At 67.9% G+C, this 16,898-nt stretch carries 15 protein-coding genes, 1 tRNA gene and 4 pseudogenes; 10 read left to right on the forward strand and 10 right to left on the reverse strand.

Features of this window, described 5'->3' with window-relative positions:
- Positions 1-11 precede the first annotated feature (11 nt).
- Positions 12-122: pseudogene (locus ACQEV8_RS42200) on the reverse strand (IS21-like element helper ATPase IstB); the annotation flags it as partial.
- Positions 123-276: 154 nt separating this feature from the next.
- Here ACQEV8_RS42200 and ACQEV8_RS42205 point away from each other — a divergent pair.
- Positions 277-554 (forward strand): annotated as a pseudogene (locus tag ACQEV8_RS42205) (IS5/IS1182 family transposase); the annotation flags it as partial.
- 12 nt (positions 555-566) lie between these two features.
- On the opposite strand, the gene ACQEV8_RS42210 reads toward ACQEV8_RS42205, so the two are convergent.
- Positions 567-1,232, reverse strand: coding sequence for a hypothetical protein (locus tag ACQEV8_RS42210; RefSeq protein ID WP_432972199.1), 666 nt, complete (start codon positions 1,230-1,232; stop codon positions 567-569).
- A gap of 933 nt (positions 1,233-2,165) precedes the next feature.
- Here ACQEV8_RS42210 and ACQEV8_RS42215 point away from each other — a divergent pair.
- Positions 2,166-2,381, forward strand: a complete 216-nt coding sequence (locus ACQEV8_RS42215) for a hypothetical protein (protein WP_432972202.1) — start codon at positions 2,166-2,168, stop codon at positions 2,379-2,381.
- Positions 2,382-2,764: 383 nt separating this feature from the next.
- Here the strand turns inward: ACQEV8_RS42215 and ACQEV8_RS42220 are convergent, their stop codons facing one another.
- From ACQEV8_RS42220 to ACQEV8_RS42230, 3 genes and pseudogenes are all read right to left on the reverse strand, one after another.
- Positions 2,765-2,944 (reverse strand): hypothetical protein, encoded by a 180-nt coding sequence (locus tag ACQEV8_RS42220; RefSeq protein WP_432972205.1) that lies wholly within the window; start codon positions 2,942-2,944, stop codon positions 2,765-2,767.
- Positions 2,945-3,351: 407 nt separating this feature from the next.
- Entirely contained in the window at positions 3,352-4,245 is an 894-nt protein-coding gene (locus ACQEV8_RS42225; RefSeq protein ID WP_432972208.1) for an alpha/beta hydrolase, read from the reverse strand.
- Between the two features lie 548 nt (positions 4,246-4,793).
- Positions 4,794-5,594 (reverse strand): annotated as a pseudogene (locus ACQEV8_RS42230) (IS5 family transposase).
- Between the two features lie 96 nt (positions 5,595-5,690).
- Here ACQEV8_RS42230 and ACQEV8_RS42235 point away from each other — a divergent pair.
- Together ACQEV8_RS42235 and ACQEV8_RS42240 are read left to right on the forward strand one after the other, a co-directional pair.
- Positions 5,691-5,933, forward strand: coding sequence for a hypothetical protein (locus ACQEV8_RS42235; RefSeq protein ID WP_432972211.1), 243 nt, complete (start codon positions 5,691-5,693; stop codon positions 5,931-5,933).
- A complete protein-coding gene (locus ACQEV8_RS42240; protein WP_432972214.1) occupies positions 5,930-6,301 on the forward strand; it encodes a fic family toxin-antitoxin system, toxin component in 372 nt (123 codons plus the stop codon). Before ACQEV8_RS42235 ends, ACQEV8_RS42240 begins: the two co-directional genes overlap by 4 nt.
- Positions 6,302-6,368: 67 nt before the next feature.
- Here the strand turns inward: ACQEV8_RS42240 and ACQEV8_RS42245 are convergent, their stop codons facing one another.
- Positions 6,369-7,124, reverse strand: coding sequence for a dienelactone hydrolase family protein (locus ACQEV8_RS42245; protein WP_432972217.1), 756 nt, complete (start codon positions 7,122-7,124; stop codon positions 6,369-6,371).
- 351 nt (positions 7,125-7,475) lie between these two features.
- Between ACQEV8_RS42245 and ACQEV8_RS42250 the strand changes: the two genes are divergently transcribed.
- Positions 7,476-7,549: transfer RNA gene (locus tag ACQEV8_RS42250), tRNA-Ala, on the forward strand.
- 49 nt (positions 7,550-7,598) lie between these two features.
- Here ACQEV8_RS42250 and ACQEV8_RS42255 read toward each other — a convergent pair.
- Positions 7,599-7,742 (reverse strand): annotated as a pseudogene (locus tag ACQEV8_RS42255) (IS5/IS1182 family transposase); the annotation flags it as partial.
- A 142-nt stretch (positions 7,743-7,884) separates the two neighbouring features.
- Between ACQEV8_RS42255 and ACQEV8_RS42260 the strand changes: the two are divergent.
- Entirely contained in the window at positions 7,885-9,342 is a 1,458-nt protein-coding gene (locus ACQEV8_RS42260) for an NF041680 family putative transposase (RefSeq protein ID WP_432966417.1), read from the forward strand.
- A 56-nt stretch (positions 9,343-9,398) separates the two neighbouring features.
- A protein-coding gene (locus ACQEV8_RS42265; RefSeq protein ID WP_432972220.1) for an IS5 family transposase occupies positions 9,399-10,273 on the forward strand; the annotation gives its coding sequence in 2 pieces (ribosomal slippage) (positions 9,399-9,459 and positions 9,459-10,273; 876 coding nt in all).
- Between the two features lie 21 nt (positions 10,274-10,294).
- Here ACQEV8_RS42265 and ACQEV8_RS42270 read toward each other — a convergent pair.
- Complete coding sequence (locus tag ACQEV8_RS42270) at positions 10,295-10,594, reverse strand: hypothetical protein (protein WP_432972223.1); 300 nt, start codon at positions 10,592-10,594, stop codon at positions 10,295-10,297.
- 287 nt (positions 10,595-10,881) lie between these two features.
- Here ACQEV8_RS42270 and ACQEV8_RS42275 point away from each other — a divergent pair, with 287 nt between their 5' ends.
- Together ACQEV8_RS42275 and ACQEV8_RS42280 are read left to right on the forward strand one after the other, a co-directional pair.
- Entirely contained in the window at positions 10,882-12,339 is a 1,458-nt protein-coding gene (locus ACQEV8_RS42275; RefSeq protein ID WP_432966417.1) for an NF041680 family putative transposase, read from the forward strand.
- Between the two features lie 132 nt (positions 12,340-12,471).
- Complete coding sequence (locus ACQEV8_RS42280) at positions 12,472-13,431, forward strand: IS481 family transposase (RefSeq protein WP_432972226.1); 960 nt, start codon at positions 12,472-12,474, stop codon at positions 13,429-13,431.
- Between the two features lie 491 nt (positions 13,432-13,922).
- Here ACQEV8_RS42280 and ACQEV8_RS42285 read toward each other — a convergent pair whose 3' ends face one another.
- On the reverse strand, positions 13,923-14,975 hold the full coding sequence (locus tag ACQEV8_RS42285; RefSeq protein ID WP_432972229.1) for a sensor histidine kinase: 1,053 nt from the start codon (positions 14,973-14,975) through the stop codon (positions 13,923-13,925).
- Positions 14,968-15,666, reverse strand: a complete 699-nt coding sequence (locus tag ACQEV8_RS42290; RefSeq protein WP_432972232.1) for a response regulator transcription factor — start codon at positions 15,664-15,666, stop codon at positions 14,968-14,970. Before ACQEV8_RS42290 ends, ACQEV8_RS42285 begins: the two co-directional genes overlap by 8 nt.
- Positions 15,667-15,843: 177 nt before the next feature.
- Between ACQEV8_RS42290 and ACQEV8_RS42295 the strand changes: the two genes are divergently transcribed.
- Positions 15,844-16,836, forward strand: coding sequence for an endonuclease/exonuclease/phosphatase family protein (locus ACQEV8_RS42295; protein ID WP_432973391.1), 993 nt, complete (start codon positions 15,844-15,846; stop codon positions 16,834-16,836).
- Positions 16,837-16,898: the final 62 nt, after the last annotated feature.

Below are 16,898 nucleotides of genomic sequence, written 5' to 3' on the forward strand. Positions count from 1 at the left end.
CAGTGGCACTCCCGCAACGACTTCTCGCGGGGGAAGTGAGCTGCCCTGATGCGGCGTTCGGCCCGGCGCCGGTCCCGGTCCTCGCACTCGGCCATCAGCAACTCGGCGAGGAAACCCGCGTACGGAGATCAAATCAGCATGTTGATTCTCTGCGAGCCCTAACGACCTCGTGCACGGTTGGCGTGGGCGCGAGGGTTGCGGTGCTGACGATCCTCATGCTGGAAGGCCGGTGGAGAGTGGCGGTCTGCTGGTGTGAGGGCAGTCCGGCGACGGGCGCCCCGCCGCAAGCCGGAGTCGCTGTTCGCCGGCCACAGCTATGACCACGACATCTACCGCGACCAGGTCCGTGCCTGCGGCATCGTGCCCGCAACCGCCCGCCGCGGCACCCTGCACGGCACGGGACGGGGCACCTACCGCGGGGGCATCGAGAGGAGTATTGCGCGCTGCACAGCTTCCGAGATCTGCGCATCCGATGGGAAGCCGACATCAGCGAAGCGTTCTTCAAACGCGCCTGTCGTCTCATCACCTACCGACAACTCGGCTCATTGCGTTAGCCGTTGCCACTGTTAGTCCTTATTGTCTGTTTCTTTATGCAAGGCACCCAGTGGGTACCGAGGCACCTTGGTAGGCAATCCCATTACCCGATACCCTCGCCCTCCATTGTCAAGCCTGGTACTTCCGGGCTCTCCATTGGAAACCCATTTCAACGTAATGGCGAAACTCACGTCACGGCTGACATTCTTCAGGTCGAATGTGAACTGTTCGGGATCTCCGGACGACACTTTGAATGGAAAATTTCGACCCATAGTGGTTCCATTCGCCACGCTACGTATCTGCGGTTCGACAGTCACCGGGCTTTGACTGAAGTCAACGTCAAAAGTCCGCTCATCGATCCCTCCTCCGCATTCACCGTCGATCACGGAGCCGGTCTTGGGCAGCGGCTCGCTTGAGAGGACGGTCACCTCGGCGCCGGTCACAACGATGGCCTGACCCGACTCGCCTTGCAGAGTGGCGTGAATCGTTACGGGATCGTCCGCAGTCGGTATGCGTACGCCGCCCTTCGCCCCAACTTCATCTGCGTGCTTTTGCAGTGAGCTTATCGACTCACCAAAATAGCCCGGGCGGCATCCAAGGGCATCGGTTGCGTAGACCTTGAGTTCTGGCGGGCCAGCGATCTCTTCCTGAAACCAACCCCACCCAGATTGCCATACGACGACGCCGGCCCCAGACACCGCGGCACCGACGACTCCAGCCCAGAACGTTTTACTGCGGAAGACGCTCGTACGATCTACCCCTGGCTCCCTTTTCGAGGGGTGGGGCTGTCTGGCGCGACGTAATACCGCGTTGCTGTCTGCCCTCCTGTTTCCTGGCGTTGCCATAGTTATGCCCCTCCATCCTGCCCTGGGAAGAGATCCCAGCAGCCCGCCTTGTGCAGCGCCTGTCACCTTAATAGGCATGTCATGTGCCGCAGTTGGGGAGGGCCCCGCTGGCCTGGACGAGTAGTTCCGAAGTGCTGAACGGTCGAGGGAGGGGTGTCGGACCTGCACGCTACGTTGCCGTAGGCGAGGAAGCCGAGCACCAGCAGCCCCGTGACGAGTCGGTGCAGCAGTCGGTGCGGTTCGGGATCCGGGACCCGCGGCAGGGTCGGCTGAGCCGTGGTCATCGTGGTTTCCCCTCAAGTCTCAGGAACGGTGGGACAGCGAAGGAGTACGTCCCTTTGCCTCTTTGCGTCGTGGGGTGCGCTCCGGACAGCACCTCTCAATGAGTACTGAGCGAGTCGAACGCCAGCGACGGGCCCGGACTGTGCAGCAGGCCGTAGTTAGGCGCGCAAGTCCTCTGCCGTTCCCTGGTGTCGAGAAGATCCGAGCGAGTCGAACGCCTACGACGGACAGGAAGCGTGTGGCATGCCGCGGTTAGCCGCGCAACCTCCGCCCGTTGGTTCTCAAGGTGCCGGAGGTTCGGCGCCCCTACCCCGTGATGCGTGGCGTTGCAATGTGCTGGACGGGGTCGGGTCTAGGATCCCCGGCGAACGACCGGCCGTTGACGTCCCGTCACGCGCCTGTGGGATCACTGAGGACCGCTGAGGCGTTGCACCAGGGCCGAGCGCCCGTGCGCCCCCACAGGCACCCTTCCGGCACGCTCAGACGGGCCGCACGGTCGATCGCATGGGGGATACCGGGGAAGCGTGTGCGGGGCGTGGGGATGGCACGGACTGCCCGAACGGAGAGCAGTTCGACATCGGGGAGGGGCCGCGGTGTGAGGAGTGCCAGCACCACTGGGAGCTGGACGAGACGGAACGCGGCCGCCGGGTGGTCGAGGACACCGGGCTGACGCGGCCGATGGGGGACCCGCGCGAAGCCGGCCACGGCAGCGCCGCCTAGATCGGCGGGGTTGTCTTCCTGCCGTCCCCATAGCCGGGCATCCTCGAACCATCAGCCTTCGCTGTATACCTATAGCGAGGCCTACTTGCTGGAGTTCTGGCCAGCCAACCGCAGCGCGTGACACGAGCGGCTCGGGCAAGGACCGGCTAGGGGACCCACGGCGAGGTGTCGCGGTGCGGCCTGGTGGGACGCCCAAGGGCGACCTGGCGCTGTCCCTCCCCCAGCTGCCGCTCGTCGAACAACTGCGTCACCTCACCTCCCTCCTCTGAACCAGCACCCGCTGCCGTGGGGCGGCGGCTGCGGCAGCCGCCCGATGCCGCACCTGCCCCCTCACGTCGTGCGGGGCCGACGGCACCTGTCGAAGCCCGTGCGGTGAGGTGGGGCTATGCCCAGTTCTTCAGTTCCCGGGTCAGGTCGTTGAACCACAGTGTCCGGCGTGGCACGTAGTCGTCGGGTTCTGGTCCGAGCGCGACCACCTGATCGGTGATCTCGTAGGTGGCGCGGTAGGCCAGGACGCGGGTGGCGAGGTCCAGCCACTCTTGAGTCTTGTCGGCCGGCGGCACGGTAGTACGGGCCGAAGGGTTGCCACGCGATCACGACGGTCAGCACCAGCAGCAGTGCGTTGACCGTGACCATCTGGGGCCTGGGCGCGGATCTCGATGTGGGACTCGTGGGAGGTGATGCGCATGGCCTCAATGGAGCGATCTTGGTATGCCGACCACGTACGGTCAGGGAGTCGCGCGGATGGACGCGACCAGTTCGCCGTTCGAGGGCGGTTCGGCCAGCTTCGAGTGTGAAATCTCGCCGTCGGGAGGGGGATTGTGCTCATGCACGGAGGTGAACATGCGTGGACGAACGGGGTGCCTTCCGCGTGCTGACCCGGCCGGAGTAACTCCCTGCCGGCGCATGGGCCGCACTCGTCAGCCGCGCGCCTTCCCAGCACCATTTCGCCTAACTCGGCCGGCTGGCATCAGACGCTGAGTGCGGTGCGCAAGGTGGTTGCCATCATGTCGATGGCGGCCTTCCCCGCCGGTACCGGACCGGTGTGGGTGAAGTAGTGATCGACTCCCTCGAAGACACGGTGGATGACCGGAACGCCGGCGGCCTCCAGAGCCTTGGCGTAGGCGTCGTTCTCCTCGCGCAAGCGGTCGTTCTCCGCCGTGATGACCAGGGCGGGAGGGAGCCCGGCGAGATCATCGGCCAGTGCCGGTGAGACAAGGGGATCGGCACGGTGGGCGGGGTCGGGGACGTAGGCGGCCGTGAAGACCCGCATGAGCTGAGGGCTGAGCAGCGGCTTGGCGATGAGGGACTGCTTGGTGGCCGGGTCGGCGACCTGATCGAGCGGTGCGGAGTCGATGATCTGGAGCCGGGGCGAGAAGGTTCCGCGGTCCCGGGCCATGCGGCAGACCGCGGCAGTCAGATTGGCCCCGGCACTGTGTCCGCCCACGGCAAGGCGCGAGCCGTCCCAGCCGCCCGCGGGACCGTTCTCGGCGACCCACGCGGTGACGTCGTACGCCTGAGTGACGGGCACCGGAAACTGCCGCTGCGGGGCGACGGCATAGTCCACGTTGATCACGACACAGCCGGCCGTGGCGGCTATGTAACGGCAGATGTGGTCGTCCTGCTCCGGGCGGCCGACCACGAAGCCGCCGCCGTGGAAGTTGACGTACACAGGGGGAGGGGTTCCGGTGTCGGACGGCGGGCGGTAGACCGTGCACGGCACCGGGCCGGCGCCGGTCTCCACGAGGAGGGCTTCGGTGCGTTGCGGGATGTCCGCGAAGCGCAGGTCCTTGTGGACCCGCGACATCATCCGACCGAGCAGCAATTGGATCCCTCTGGCCTGGACTCGCGGACTCAATGGCATGATTCGGCCCCCTTCGCTACAACTTTAAAATAACAGGATTCCTGATAATGGACGCTCACCCTTCTTCGCGCAATAGGCGGATAGGGAGCCGGGCGAAACCAGACGGCGGGACGCGGCAAAGGCGGCGATGTGAGGAAGGTGATCAGCAAGACGGTCGGGGAGAGGCAGAGCGACAGCACGTCGACCTTGCCGAGTTCGTGAAGCGCCGATGGTGTTGCCGGAGGCGGGGTGGGCGAATCGCCATGGGACGCAGCAGTTCGGCATGCGTCGTGGGCCGTTGCGACATGAAGCAGGAGCGAGGCTCTGAGCAGCCGAACTGTGAAGGCGGCGGACTGTGAAGGAGTGATCTCACGGGCCGATGCGATCTCGCCCTCGCCTCAGGTGCCGCGGGCGGGCGGTTCACGGCGCAGCAGGTCGGGCCGGGCGGCGGCGAGAACGAAATGCCCGCTGAATCCCTTCCACCAGCCCCCGATCGATAGAGCCGTGCTCGCTCGTCCCGCTGGAGCAGCGGTGTGCGCCGACCACCGACCGACCACTTAGACGTTGTTTCAGTTGGTGAGTCGGCGGTAGCTGATGAGGGCTGCGGCTATGCCGACGAAGGCCAGGAAGTGCTCGGCCTTGCGCTCGTAGCGGCGGTGCAGGCGTCGGCATCCGAACCAGCCAGGAGACCGTTCTCTCGACGACCCAGCGGTGTCGGCCGAGCCGCGTGGACGACTCGATGCCCTTGCGGGCGATGCGGTGGCGGATGCGACGCTCACGAAGCCATTTCCGCAGGTGGTCGTAGTCGTAGCCCTTGTCGGCGTGGAGCTTGGCCGGGAGCCGGCGGCGCGGTCCGCGACGGGAGCGGATGGGCGGGATCCCGCGCACGAGCGGCTCCAGGCCGAGGCTGTCGCGCATGTTGGCGCCGGAGATGCCGAGCGACAGCGGCACGCCGTTTCGGTCGGTGATCAGGTGGATTTTCGATCCCGGCTTGCCGCGGTCGGTCGGATTCGGTCCGGTCAGTGGCCCCCCTTTGCCGCCCGGACGCTGACGGAGTCGATCGCGCACCGTGACCAGTCCAGCTCACCCCGAGCGCCGAGTTCGTCGAGGATGACGCGGTGCAGCCTGGCCCAGACCCGGTTCCGGCTCCACTGGGCGAAGCGGCGGTAGACCGTAGGCCAGGCCGGCCCGAACACCGACGGCAGCTGCCGCCAAGTGCAGCCCGAGGTGGCCACGAAGATGATCGCCGCCAGGCACTCGCGGTCGCCGGCCCTCCGTTTGCCGCCGCCCTGCGGGCGTATGACCTCCGTCAGCGGGACCACCCGCCGAAACAGCGTCCACAACTCGTCCGGTACCAACCGCTCCACCAGACCGACATACACGGCTCAACGAGCGATCAAGCCATCAGAAACGTTGTCTTACTAGCCCAGGTGCTACCACCCTGCTACCCTAAGGATGTGACTTCCATGAAGAAGCAGACGCAGGTCCGGCTGGAGGAGGACGTGCTCGCGGCGGGCAAGGCCGCCGCGGCCGCCCGTCGGCTGGACTTCAACAAGTACGTAGAGCGGCTCATCATCGAGGACACCACCGGCGCCCGTGCCGCCGGCATGGCGGCCGCCCAGCGGCTCATCGATGAGCACGGCACGTTCCTCGACGACCTGGAGCAGCAGCTCGACGCCCCGTACGAGCAGCCGGGCGCTGCCGCGTGATCCTGCACGTCGACGAGTCCTGGATCCTCGAGGTGGCGGAACGGGCCGGGCACCGCGACCCGGCCGCCGACGACTACGGCGTGCCCATCGCCGCCGTCGCCCGCCACCGCGGCGAACTCCTCGACACCCCTGTCTACGACGGCCCCTACGCTCGCGCCGCCGCCCTGGTGCACACCCTGGGCCGCTGCCGCTGGTTGGAGCGCTCCAACCTCACCGTCGCCTGTGCTGCCGCCGTTATGTATCTCGAGGCCAGCAACATTCCGGTCAGCCCCACCCGTGAACAGCTGACCGCACTCGCCCATGAGCTGCGCAGCCCGCGCTGCACCGCCGACCGGATCGCGTCCTTCCTCCGTACCTGGAAACCCTGACCTCGGGCCGCGTGGTGCTCGCGACCCGGGCCCGCACACGGTCCGAAGGCCTCCGCATGGGCACCAGCTATGCGGCGGTACTGGAGGAGTTCCGCGACTCCTCTGTCACGGGCAGGCACTCGGCGAGCAGGTCGACGACGTCGCGCCAGGCTCGCTGCGCGTGCTGTGGGTGGTAGCCGACGCCGGGGACCGCGGGGTGGTCGACCGGCGGGTGGTGGAAGGCGTGCAGGGCGCCGCCATAGATCGCGAGGCGCCAGTCGACGCCCGCGGCCTGCATCTCGGCGGTGAACGCGTTTCGTTGCGTGGGCGGCATGATCGGGTCTTCCGATCCGACCCCGGCCCACACCGGGCAGCGGATGCGCGCTGCCTCGCCCGGTCGGCCCGTGGTGGTTGCGTTGACTGTCCCGATCGCGCGCAGGTTGACGCCGGCTCGCCCGAGTTCCAGCGCGATGGCGCCCCCGGTGCCGTAGCCGATGGCGGCGATCCGGTCGGGGTCAGTCCGGGGCTCGGTGCGCAACTCGTCGAGTGCCGCGTGGCCGATGCGCCGCATCCGGTCGGGATCAGCGAGCAGTGGCATGCAACGGGCCAGCATCTCCTCGGGGTCACCCAGATAGCGCCCGCCGTGAAGGTCGAAGGCCAGCGCTACATATCCCAGCTTGGCGAGAGCATCGGCCCGGCGGCGCTCGACGTCGCTGAGCCCCATGCCCTCTGGTCCGAGCAGCACTGCGGGCCGGCGGTCAACACCGGCCGGGAGCGCGAGGTGCCCGATCATCGTCAAACCGTCGGCCGGGTACTCGACCGTGCGCGTCGTGATCGTTGTCATGGGACTGGACTGTAGTGATCGTCGAGCCCGGTCCGGCCGGTGTTCTGCCGCTGGCAGAACAGCGTAGGTGTCCCTCTGACATACGGGACGGGGCCAGCGCTCAGGGCTTCAAGATCATCCCGTTGCCCCTTTGGCGCGCATCTCGGTCACACCCCACTCCCTCTCGGCTGCCGTCAGAACTGCTGAACAACGAACGCGCCGAAGATCGGTAAGTGCTGCTCAAACTCATCGACAAGTGCTGTCGCAGAGGTTCTAGTTCAGGTTTTGTGACGTCGTCGCGCTGAGTGATCAGATCTCGCGGATAAATTCAGAGTGCTGGGGTCAGGGTGCTCCTATGATCGCGGGCGGGATGGGGCTCGTAGCGCAGCGGTTGTCGCGCCTTCACCGCATGTGGGAGGACGCCGGCTCGAATCCGGCCAGCCCCATCCCGCCCTGGCTCACGCCAGTAGGACGCGTTTCCGTAGGAGTTGGAAGCCGCACGATCCGGGATGAGTACGTGCGGTCCGCCAGGACGGCCTCCCGCCGAGTCCCTGGCCTCCCGAGGCCAGTGCGCGGGACACGGATGCCTGCCATGACGGCCTCGAAGGCCGGCGCGTCACCAACCTGCCCGGACAGCACTAGCTTGATCTTTAACGTCCGGCGTCGAATGGTGTGTCGAACTTGATCACCTGGTCCGGTAACCGCCGTACACCAAAGCGGCCTTCGGCTGAACATGTGCTCCGACCAAGGAACACACACGTCCAGCACGAAGGCCGTGAGGATGAGTCTGCTGCATCACGACGCCCGGCGAGAGTCGTTGGCGCAACTGTCATGCTTCCGGGGCGAGTTCTATGCCTGTCTGACCGCTCGTTCGGACGCGTTGTTCGAGCTTGCTGATGCCGTTCTGTGCAGTGATGGGCCGGTGAGGTCGCTGGCCGAGCTGTCACTGGTGGGTGAACACCGTCGCGGCCATGGAGGGCTCTACGCGGCTGTGGCCCGTGGACGCGTCGATGCCGGCCGGCTGCGGCGGGCACTGGCCGAAGTGCCGCTGCCGCGGGCTGTCGATGGCCGGCTGGTCCTGGCTGTCGATGTCACCTGCTGGCTGCGGCCCGACGCCCACACCTCACCCGAACGGATCCTGTGCCACACCTACGGTCGGGGCAAGGACCAGCACATCCCGGTCCCCGGCTGGCCCTACTCGATCATCTGCGCGCTCGAGCCGGGCCGCAGCTCATGGACCGCACCGCTGGACGCACTGCGTCTGACGCCCGGCGACGACACCGCCACCGTCACCGCCCGGCAGCTGCGCGATCTGCTCCAGCGACTGATCACCGCGGGACAGTGGCAGACAGGCGACCCGGACATCCTCATCGTCGCGGACGCCGGATACGACGCACCCCGCCTCGGCTTCCTCCTCAAGGACCTGCCGGTCCAGGTGCTGGCCAGGATGCGATCCGACCGAGTCCTACGCAGGGCTGCCCCACCCCGCCTCCCGCACACCCAGGGCCGACCACCCCGGCACGGCAGCGAGTTCGTCTTCGGGCAGCCTGACACCTGGGGCACCCCGGACACCGAAACGGTCACCGACACCCGCCTCTACGGCACCGCCACCGCACGCTCCTGGGACCGGCTGCACCCCAAGCTGACCCACCGCTCCTCCTGGGCAGCCGACGACGGCACCCTCCCGATCGTCGAAGGAACGGTCATCCGCCTGGACATCGGTCACCTGCCCAGCGGAGCAACACCGAAGCCGGTCTGGCTGTGGTGGTCAGGCACCGACGCCACTGCGGTGGACGCCGACCGTCTCTGGCAGGCATACCTGCGACGCTTCGACATCGAGCACACCTTCCGCCTCTTCAAGCAGACCCTCGGCTGGACCTCCCCGAAGATCCGCACCCCCGAGGCAGCCGACCGATGGACATGGCTGATCCTCGCCGCCTACACCCAATTGCGGCTGGCCCGAACGCTGGCAGCCGACCGGCGTCGGCCCTGGGAGAAGCCGAGCCCGCCGGACAGGCTCACCCCGGCCCGCGTCCGCCGCGACTTTCGGCACATCCGCCCCAAGGCCAGCTGCCCGGCCCAAGCACCGAAACCGTCCCGCCCCGGCCCCGGACGACCTTCAGGCAGAAAGAACACCCGACCCACACCCCGCCACGACGTGCACACGCCCCGCAAAACATCAGCGGCGAAGCAGCGAACGAAGAAGTCAACGACCCCACGACCCCGCCGCACAGGTTAAAGATCAAGCTAGGGTCTGTTGCGAAAGTGGATCTTGGTCGTGGATGATCACGCTCTGTGGGACGTGGTGATCTGACGAACGGCCAGTGGGCCGGGCTGGAGCTGTTGTTGCCGCTGGGCCTCAAGCCGGTCGTCCGCAGGTGTGGACGCGGCGGCAGCTGATAGACGGCATACGGTGGCGGACCCGGACCGGTGCCCCGTGGCGCGACGTGCCCGAACGTTATGGGCCGTGGGACCGGGTCTATGACCTGTTCCGGCGCTGGCAGCGGGACGGCACCTGGGCCAGGATCCTCACCCAACTCCAGGCCGAGGCGGATGCGAAGGGCCTGATCACCAGGGACGTCAACGTCGACTCCACCGTCTGCCGGGCCCACCAGCACGCTGCTGGAGCGGCGAAAAAAGGGGACCTCCAGAAGGAACCGCCCGGCGGGATCTTCGTCGAGCCGGCCGACCACGGCCTCGGACGCTCCCGTGGCGGACTGACCAGCAAGATCCACCTGGCGGTCGAGCAGGGGCAAAAGCCCTTGTCCGTCGTGATCACGGCCGGGCAGCGGGGCGATTCCCCGCAGTTCGAAGCGGTCCTGGAAGCCATCCGGGTCCCGAGGCTGGGGCCCGGCAGGCCGCGCAAGCGCCCGGACCGGGTCCGGGCCGACAAGGGGTACGACTCCCGCAGCAATCGCTCCTACCTGCGCAGACGCGGGATCAAGGCCACCATCCCGGTTCCGGCGGACCGTGTCCGCAACCGCCTCAAGCGCGGATCGCGAGGTGGCCGGCCGCCGACGTTCGACAAGGACGACTACAAGCAGCGACACGCGGTCGAGTGCGGGATCAACCGTCTCAAACGTCACCGGGCCGTCGCCACTCGGTACGACAAACTCGCCGTCCGCTACGAAGCGACCGTGATGGTCGCAGCCATTAACGAGTGGCTGTGACCAGCATTTCTGCATCCGACTCTACTGCTCTTGCCCGTCCTGCCCGGTGCGGCGAATGCGCACCGTCCCCGCTTCTAGGTCCACATGGAAGGGGGGTTCCTCTGCCGGCCTGACGTTCTTGCGCGCACGTTCCTGTTCCATGCCACGTTTACCTGCCTGCGCTCCAGGGGTTATCCCCTGGACGAAGTCGACACCGATGGAAGACAAACCCTTCTGTTTGCGCCAGTAGACCCAGCCCCGCGCTTCCATCCATAACAGGGCGCGGTCCGCAAGGAACAAGACCATGCCCAGCCCAACGACTGCCCCAGCGATCTGCCACACCGTGCTCACCATGCCCGGTGAACTCAGTAGGTGCCCGTAGCGTTCCCGCGTTCGCAGGGCCGGTGCTTCCTGGGAGGAAGTTGTCGCGAAGCCGCCGACCGCTGACCGGAGTCAGTACCCTTCACAGCACTTTCGCAACAGGCCCTAGCTTGATCTTTAACGTCCGGCGTCGAATGGTGTGTCGAACTTGATCACCTGGTCCGGTAACCGCCGTACACCAAAGCGGCCTTCGGCTGAACATGTGCTCCGACCAAGGAACACACACGTCCAGCACGAAGGCCGTGAGGATGAGTCTGCTGCATCACGACGCCCGGCGAGAGTCGTTGGCGCAACTGTCATGCTTCCGGGGCGAGTTCTATGCCTGTCTGACCGCTCGTTCGGACGCGTTGTTCGAGCTTGCTGATGCCGTTCTGTGCAGTGATGGGCCGGTGAGGTCGCTGGCCGAGCTGTCACTGGTGGGTGAACACCGTCGCGGCCATGGAGGGCTCTACGCGGCTGTGGCCCGTGGACGCGTCGATGCCGGCCGGCTGCGGCGGGCACTGGCCGAAGTGCCGCTGCCGCGGGCTGTCGATGGCCGGCTGGTCCTGGCTGTCGATGTCACCTGCTGGCTGCGGCCCGACGCCCACACCTCACCCGAACGGATCCTGTGCCACACCTACGGTCGGGGCAAGGACCAGCACATCCCGGTCCCCGGCTGGCCCTACTCGATCATCTGCGCGCTCGAGCCGGGCCGCAGCTCATGGACCGCACCGCTGGACGCACTGCGTCTGACGCCCGGCGACGACACCGCCACCGTCACCGCCCGGCAGCTGCGCGATCTGCTCCAGCGACTGATCACCGCGGGACAGTGGCAGACAGGCGACCCGGACATCCTCATCGTCGCGGACGCCGGATACGACGCACCCCGCCTCGGCTTCCTCCTCAAGGACCTGCCGGTCCAGGTGCTGGCCAGGATGCGATCCGACCGAGTCCTACGCAGGGCTGCCCCACCCCGCCTCCCGCACACCCAGGGCCGACCACCCCGGCACGGCAGCGAGTTCGTCTTCGGGCAGCCTGACACCTGGGGCACCCCGGACACCGAAACGGTCACCGACACCCGCCTCTACGGCACCGCCACCGCACGCTCCTGGGACCGGCTGCACCCCAAGCTGACCCACCGCTCCTCCTGGGCAGCCGACGACGGCACCCTCCCGATCGTCGAAGGAACGGTCATCCGCCTGGACATCGGTCACCTGCCCAGCGGAGCAACACCGAAGCCGGTCTGGCTGTGGTGGTCAGGCACCGACGCCACTGCGGTGGACGCCGACCGTCTCTGGCAGGCATACCTGCGACGCTTCGACATCGAGCACACCTTCCGCCTCTTCAAGCAGACCCTCGGCTGGACCTCCCCGAAGATCCGCACCCCCGAGGCAGCCGACCGATGGACATGGCTGATCCTCGCCGCCTACACCCAATTGCGGCTGGCCCGAACGCTGGCAGCCGACCGGCGTCGGCCCTGGGAGAAGCCGAGCCCGCCGGACAGGCTCACCCCGGCCCGCGTCCGCCGCGACTTTCGGCACATCCGCCCCAAGGCCAGCTGCCCGGCCCAAGCACCGAAACCGTCCCGCCCCGGCCCCGGACGACCTTCAGGCAGAAAGAACACCCGACCCACACCCCGCCACGACGTGCACACGCCCCGCAAAACATCAGCGGCGAAGCAGCGAACGAAGAAGTCAACGACCCCACGACCCCGCCGCACAGGTTAAAGATCAAGCTAGGTGTGCTGTCCCGGGACGTTGGTGACAGGCGACACGCCTTGAGTGGTCCTTGAACGAGGCGAGGGCCTCCGGGTTCGGTGTGGATTGCGACATCAACAACCGGCTCCCAGGAGGCCCTCGTTGTTCCACCGTAATGCCCCACTGACCGCGACCGGCAGGCGTCTGGCCCGGTGTGTCATCGACGACGGATGGCCGCTCCGGCGGGCCGCGGAACGTTTCCAGGTCAGCCACACCACCGCAGCGCGTTGGGCAGACCGCTACCGCAAGCACGGGCCCGCCGCGATGCAGGACCGCTCCAGCCGCCCGCACCACAAGCCCCGCCGCACCCCGGCCGCCATCGAGGAACGGGTGGTGCGCCTGCGGCGCGAGCATCGCATCGGACCGGTGCGGCTGGCCGCCCGATGCGGCACCGCCGCCTCCACCGCCCACCGCATCCTCGTCCGGCACGGCCTGCCCCCGCTCGCTGCCTGCGACCGGGCCACCGGCGAACCCGTCCGCCGCTATGAGCGCGCCCGGCCCGGCGAACTGGTCCACATCGACGTCAAGAAACTCGGCCGCATCCCCGACGGCGGCGGTCACAAGGTCCTGGGCCGGGCAGCCGGCCGGGCCAACCAGGACCGCCGCAACGGCACCGGATACGCCTGCCTGCACACCGCCCTGGACGACCACTCCCGCCTGGCCTACACCGAAGACCTGCCCGACGAGAAAGCCGCCACCTGCGCCGGCTTTCTGCGCCGGGCCACCGCCTGGTTCGCCGGCCAGGGCGTCGCCGTTGAACGCGTGCTGACCGACAACGCCTGGGCCTACACCAAGAACACCTGGCGCGACACCTGCCACGACCTGGGCATCGGCCCCCGCTGGACCCGCCCCTGGCGGCCCCAGACCAACGGCAAGGTCGAACGCTTCCACCGCACCCTGCTCGACGAGTGGGCCTATCAGCGGCCCTACACCTCAAACGCCGAACGACAGGCAGCGTTTCCTGACTGGCTGGACTGGTACAACTACCACCGACCCCACACCGGAATCAGCGGCCAAACCCCAGCCAGCCGCGTCACCAACCTCTCCGAACAGCACACCTAGGGCCAGGCGCGTGGCCGCGTACACGGCGAGTGCGTCGGCCCCGGCGCGTACGGCGGTGGCGACCGCGACCACGATCAGCGCGGGCATGGCCGTGTGCACGCGCTCGGTGACCGCACCGTCGGCGAACAGATGGGTCATTCACCGTGGGCAGCGCGGCGTTCGGGCCGGTTTGGGCCGAAGTCGCTCGGACCGCAGGTTTTCCAGCGGGTGTTGGAGTACCGCAGTCTCAACGTCCGTCAGCGGGATGCCCTCGTGCGGGCCTGGGTGGCAGGGTGCATGAGCGCGCACTAGGGTTCACGGCGCGTCAAATCCCCTCGGATGAACCAGAGGTGACGGGCCGTCGCCCACCCCCCGCCGAACGGCGTTTGATCCACGTCGCCCCTGGCGTAGGCGGCGGCACGCTCCAACTCGGCGACCGGGACGCCGAGTATGTCCGCCTGCCCCGTCTACGCCAACCGAGTGGTGAACACCGTTTTCGTGATCCTCCCTCCTCATGGCTCGGGCAGTTCCACAGTGATGCGGAGCCCGCCGACAGGGCGTGGGGTGAGCGTGAGGGTTCCGTCGTGTGCCTTGGTGATGGTCTTGACGATGGCCAGGCCCAGGCCGACGCCTGCCTGGTCGGTGTGGGTGCGCTCGGTGCCGCGCTGGAAGGGTTCGGTGAGGGTCGCGACCAGCTGGGGGGTGAGCTGCTCGCCGGTGTTCTCGACGGTGAGCACCACGGTCTTGGGGCGCACGCCGGTGTGAACCCAGACGGTGCCCTGTTGCGGCAGGTTGTGGACGATCGCGTTGTGGACGAGGTTCGTGGTGAGCTGCAGCAGGAGTGCGGGCGAACCGGTCGTGGGGGCGATGTCGCCGCTGGTCTCGAGGGCGACGCCGTGCTTTTCCGCGAGCGGGTGGAGCGTTTCTGCTGCTTCCTCCGCGACGAGGGACAGGTCGACGTGTTCATGGGTGAAGGACCGCTGGTTGGCGCGGCTGAGCAGGAGCAGTGCCTCGGTGAGGTCGATGGCCCGGGTGTTGATGGTGTGGAGGCGGTCGACGAGTTCGGTGCTGTCCTGGTTCGGGTCGGCGCGGGCGACGTCGATGAGTGTCTTCGAGATCGCGAGCGGCGTACGCAGCTCGTGGGAAGCGTTGGCGGCGAATCTCTGCTGTTCCGCGACGTGTGCTTCGAGCTGCGCGAGCATCGTGTCGAAGGTGTCGGCGAGTTCGCGGAACTCGTCCTTGCGGCCCGGTAGCCGGATCCGGTGGGACAGCGATCCGGCCGCGGCCGTACGGGTGGCGTGGGTGATGCGGTCCAGGGGGGCGAGCATGCGTCCGGCGAGGATCCAGCCTCCCAGAAGACCGAATATCAGCAGAAATACCAGTACAACGGCTACCGCCGGGCCGAAGCCCTGCAGGAGGACGGAGCGGATCAGCATGCCCGATGGGTAGGAGCGCAGGAGGTACACCCACACCGCCGCGAGCAGCAGGACGCCGGCCAGCATGAGGAATCCGGCGTAGCTGAGGGTGAGTTTGAGGCGCACGCTCCATCCGGGCTGCCTATCCACGACCACCGCCCCCCTCACGCCCGGTGTCGCGCGTCGTGTCGATGCGGTAGCCGACGCCCGGCACGGTGGCGATGAGCCAGGGCTCGCCGAGGCGTTTGCGCAGGGCGGAGACCGTGATGCGGACGGCGTTGGTGAACGGGTCGGCGTTCTCGTCCCACGCGCGCGCCAGGAGCTCCTCGGCGCTGACGACACCGCCTTCGGCGGCGACGAGGACTTCGAGGACCGCGAACTGTTTGCGGGTGAGCGCGATGTAGTGGTCGTCGCGGTAGACCTCGCGGCGGAACGGATCTAGGCGCAGCCCCGCGATCTCCCGCACCGGCGGCCGGTTGTGGGCGCGCCTGCGATCGAGTGCCCTGAGCCTGAGCACGAGCTCCAGGAGTTCGAAAGGTTTCGTGAGGTAGTCGTCGGCGCCGAGTTTGAACCCGGACGCCTTGTCGTCGAGCCGGTCGGCCGCGGTGAGCATCAGAACGGGTATGCCGCTGCCGGAGGCGACGATGCGTTTGGCGATCTCGTCGCCGGAAGGACCGGGAACGTCACGGTCGAGGACGGCGATGTCGTAGGTGTTGATACTCAGCAGCTCCAGGGCGGTATCGCCGTCACCGGCGATGTCGGCCGCGATCGCTTCCAGGCGCAGGCCATCGCGGATCGCTTCTGCCATGTAGGGCTCGTCCTCGACGATCAAGACACGCATGTTCTGAAGACTACGAGTCGGCACATATCGTCGGCGTAACAAGAACCACATACGTGCTGGCAACACCGGAGTGCTTTCACTAGCGGCATGCCTCGAACTCCAGCATCAGCACGAGCAACGACGACCCGCCGGGTTCGCTGGTTGCCCACCGTCGGCCCGACGGCCGTCACAGCCGCGATGCCCGCGGGCGGCTCCCGGCCGGGCCCGTGGAAGCGCGGCCCGGTACCCACGGCGTGCGCGCTCCTGCTCGGCCTGCTTCTGCTGCTGCACGGGACGCTCACGGACCGGGCCGGTCTGGGCAGCCTGGTGGAGACCTTCCTGCCATGGTTCGGTCTGTTCGTCCCGGTGCTGCTCGCTGCGGCGCTCTGGCGCCGTTCCGCCTCCGCGGTCACCGCGCTGGTGTTTCCGGCCGTGGCGTGGGTGAGCCTCTTCGGCGGGCTGCTCGGCGACAAGTCCCACGCGGGCAGCGACCTCACCGTCGTCAGTCACAACGTCGCCGCCGAGAACCGCGATCCGGTCGGCACCGCCCGTGACCTGGCCGCCTCCGGCGCGGACCTGCTGGCGCTCGAGGAGCTGACCGACCAGGCCAGGGGCACGTATGAGAAGGAGCTCGCGCAGGCATACCCGCACCACACCGTGCAGGGCACGGTCGGACTGTGGAGCAAGCTGCCGCTGTCCGGCACCCGGCCGGTCGACGTCCTGCGGGGCAGGGCCGGGCCCCTGGCCGAGAAGCTGCGGCCCGAGGACACCCCGGTGGACCCGCCCCGGGCGCTGCGCACCACGGTGACCACCGGGCAGGGACCGCTGGCGGTGTACGTGGCGCATCTGGGTTCGGTGCGGGTGATGCCCAGAGGCGGCTTCTGGACCGACTCGCGCGACGCCGGCGCGACGAAGCTCGCCGAGGCGGTCGCCGCCGAGCGCAGTGAGCGGGTACTGGTGCTGGGCGACTTCAACGGCACCGTGGACGATCGTGCGCTCGACGGCCTCTCCTCGCAGCTGCGCTCGGTCCAGGACGTGGCCGGGGACGGCTTCGGCTTCACCTGGCCGGCGAAGTTCCCGGTGGCGCGGATCGACCAGATCCTGGTCCGCGGTGTGGAGCCGAGGAGCGCGTGGCTGTTGCCGGCCACGAGCAGTGACCACCGGCCGGTGGCGGCCGGAATCAGCTGGTGAACGCCGCTCCCACCGCGGGGCGGCGAGGGGACATATCGTCGGCGTATCGAGATGTGCATACG

The organism is Streptomyces sp. CA-179760, assembly GCF_050937045.1.
Lineage (GTDB): Bacteria > Actinomycetota > Actinomycetes > Streptomycetales > Streptomycetaceae > Streptomyces.

Bases quoted from the DNA above. Each gene is read 5' to 3' on its own strand.
- ACQEV8_RS42260 (WP_432966417.1), top strand. From the start codon at position 7,885: ATGAGTCTGCTGCATCACGACGCCCGGCGAGAGTCGTTGGCGCAACTG.
- ACQEV8_RS42290 (WP_432972232.1), bottom strand. From the start codon at position 15,666: ATGCGTGTCTTGATCGTCGAGGACGAGCCCTACATGGCAGAAGCGATC.
- ACQEV8_RS42275 (WP_432966417.1), top strand. From the start codon at position 10,882: ATGAGTCTGCTGCATCACGACGCCCGGCGAGAGTCGTTGGCGCAACTG.
- ACQEV8_RS42295 (WP_432973391.1), top strand. From the start codon at position 15,844: ATGCCCGCGGGCGGCTCCCGGCCGGGCCCGTGGAAGCGCGGCCCGGTA.
- ACQEV8_RS42215 (WP_432972202.1), top strand. From the start codon at position 2,166: ATGGGGGATACCGGGGAAGCGTGTGCGGGGCGTGGGGATGGCACGGAC.
- ACQEV8_RS42225 (WP_432972208.1), bottom strand. From the start codon at position 4,245: ATGCCATTGAGTCCGCGAGTCCAGGCCAGAGGGATCCAATTGCTGCTC.
- ACQEV8_RS42245 (WP_432972217.1), bottom strand. From the start codon at position 7,124: ATGACAACGATCACGACGCGCACGGTCGAGTACCCGGCCGACGGTTTG.
- ACQEV8_RS42235 (WP_432972211.1), top strand. From the start codon at position 5,691: ATGAAGAAGCAGACGCAGGTCCGGCTGGAGGAGGACGTGCTCGCGGCG.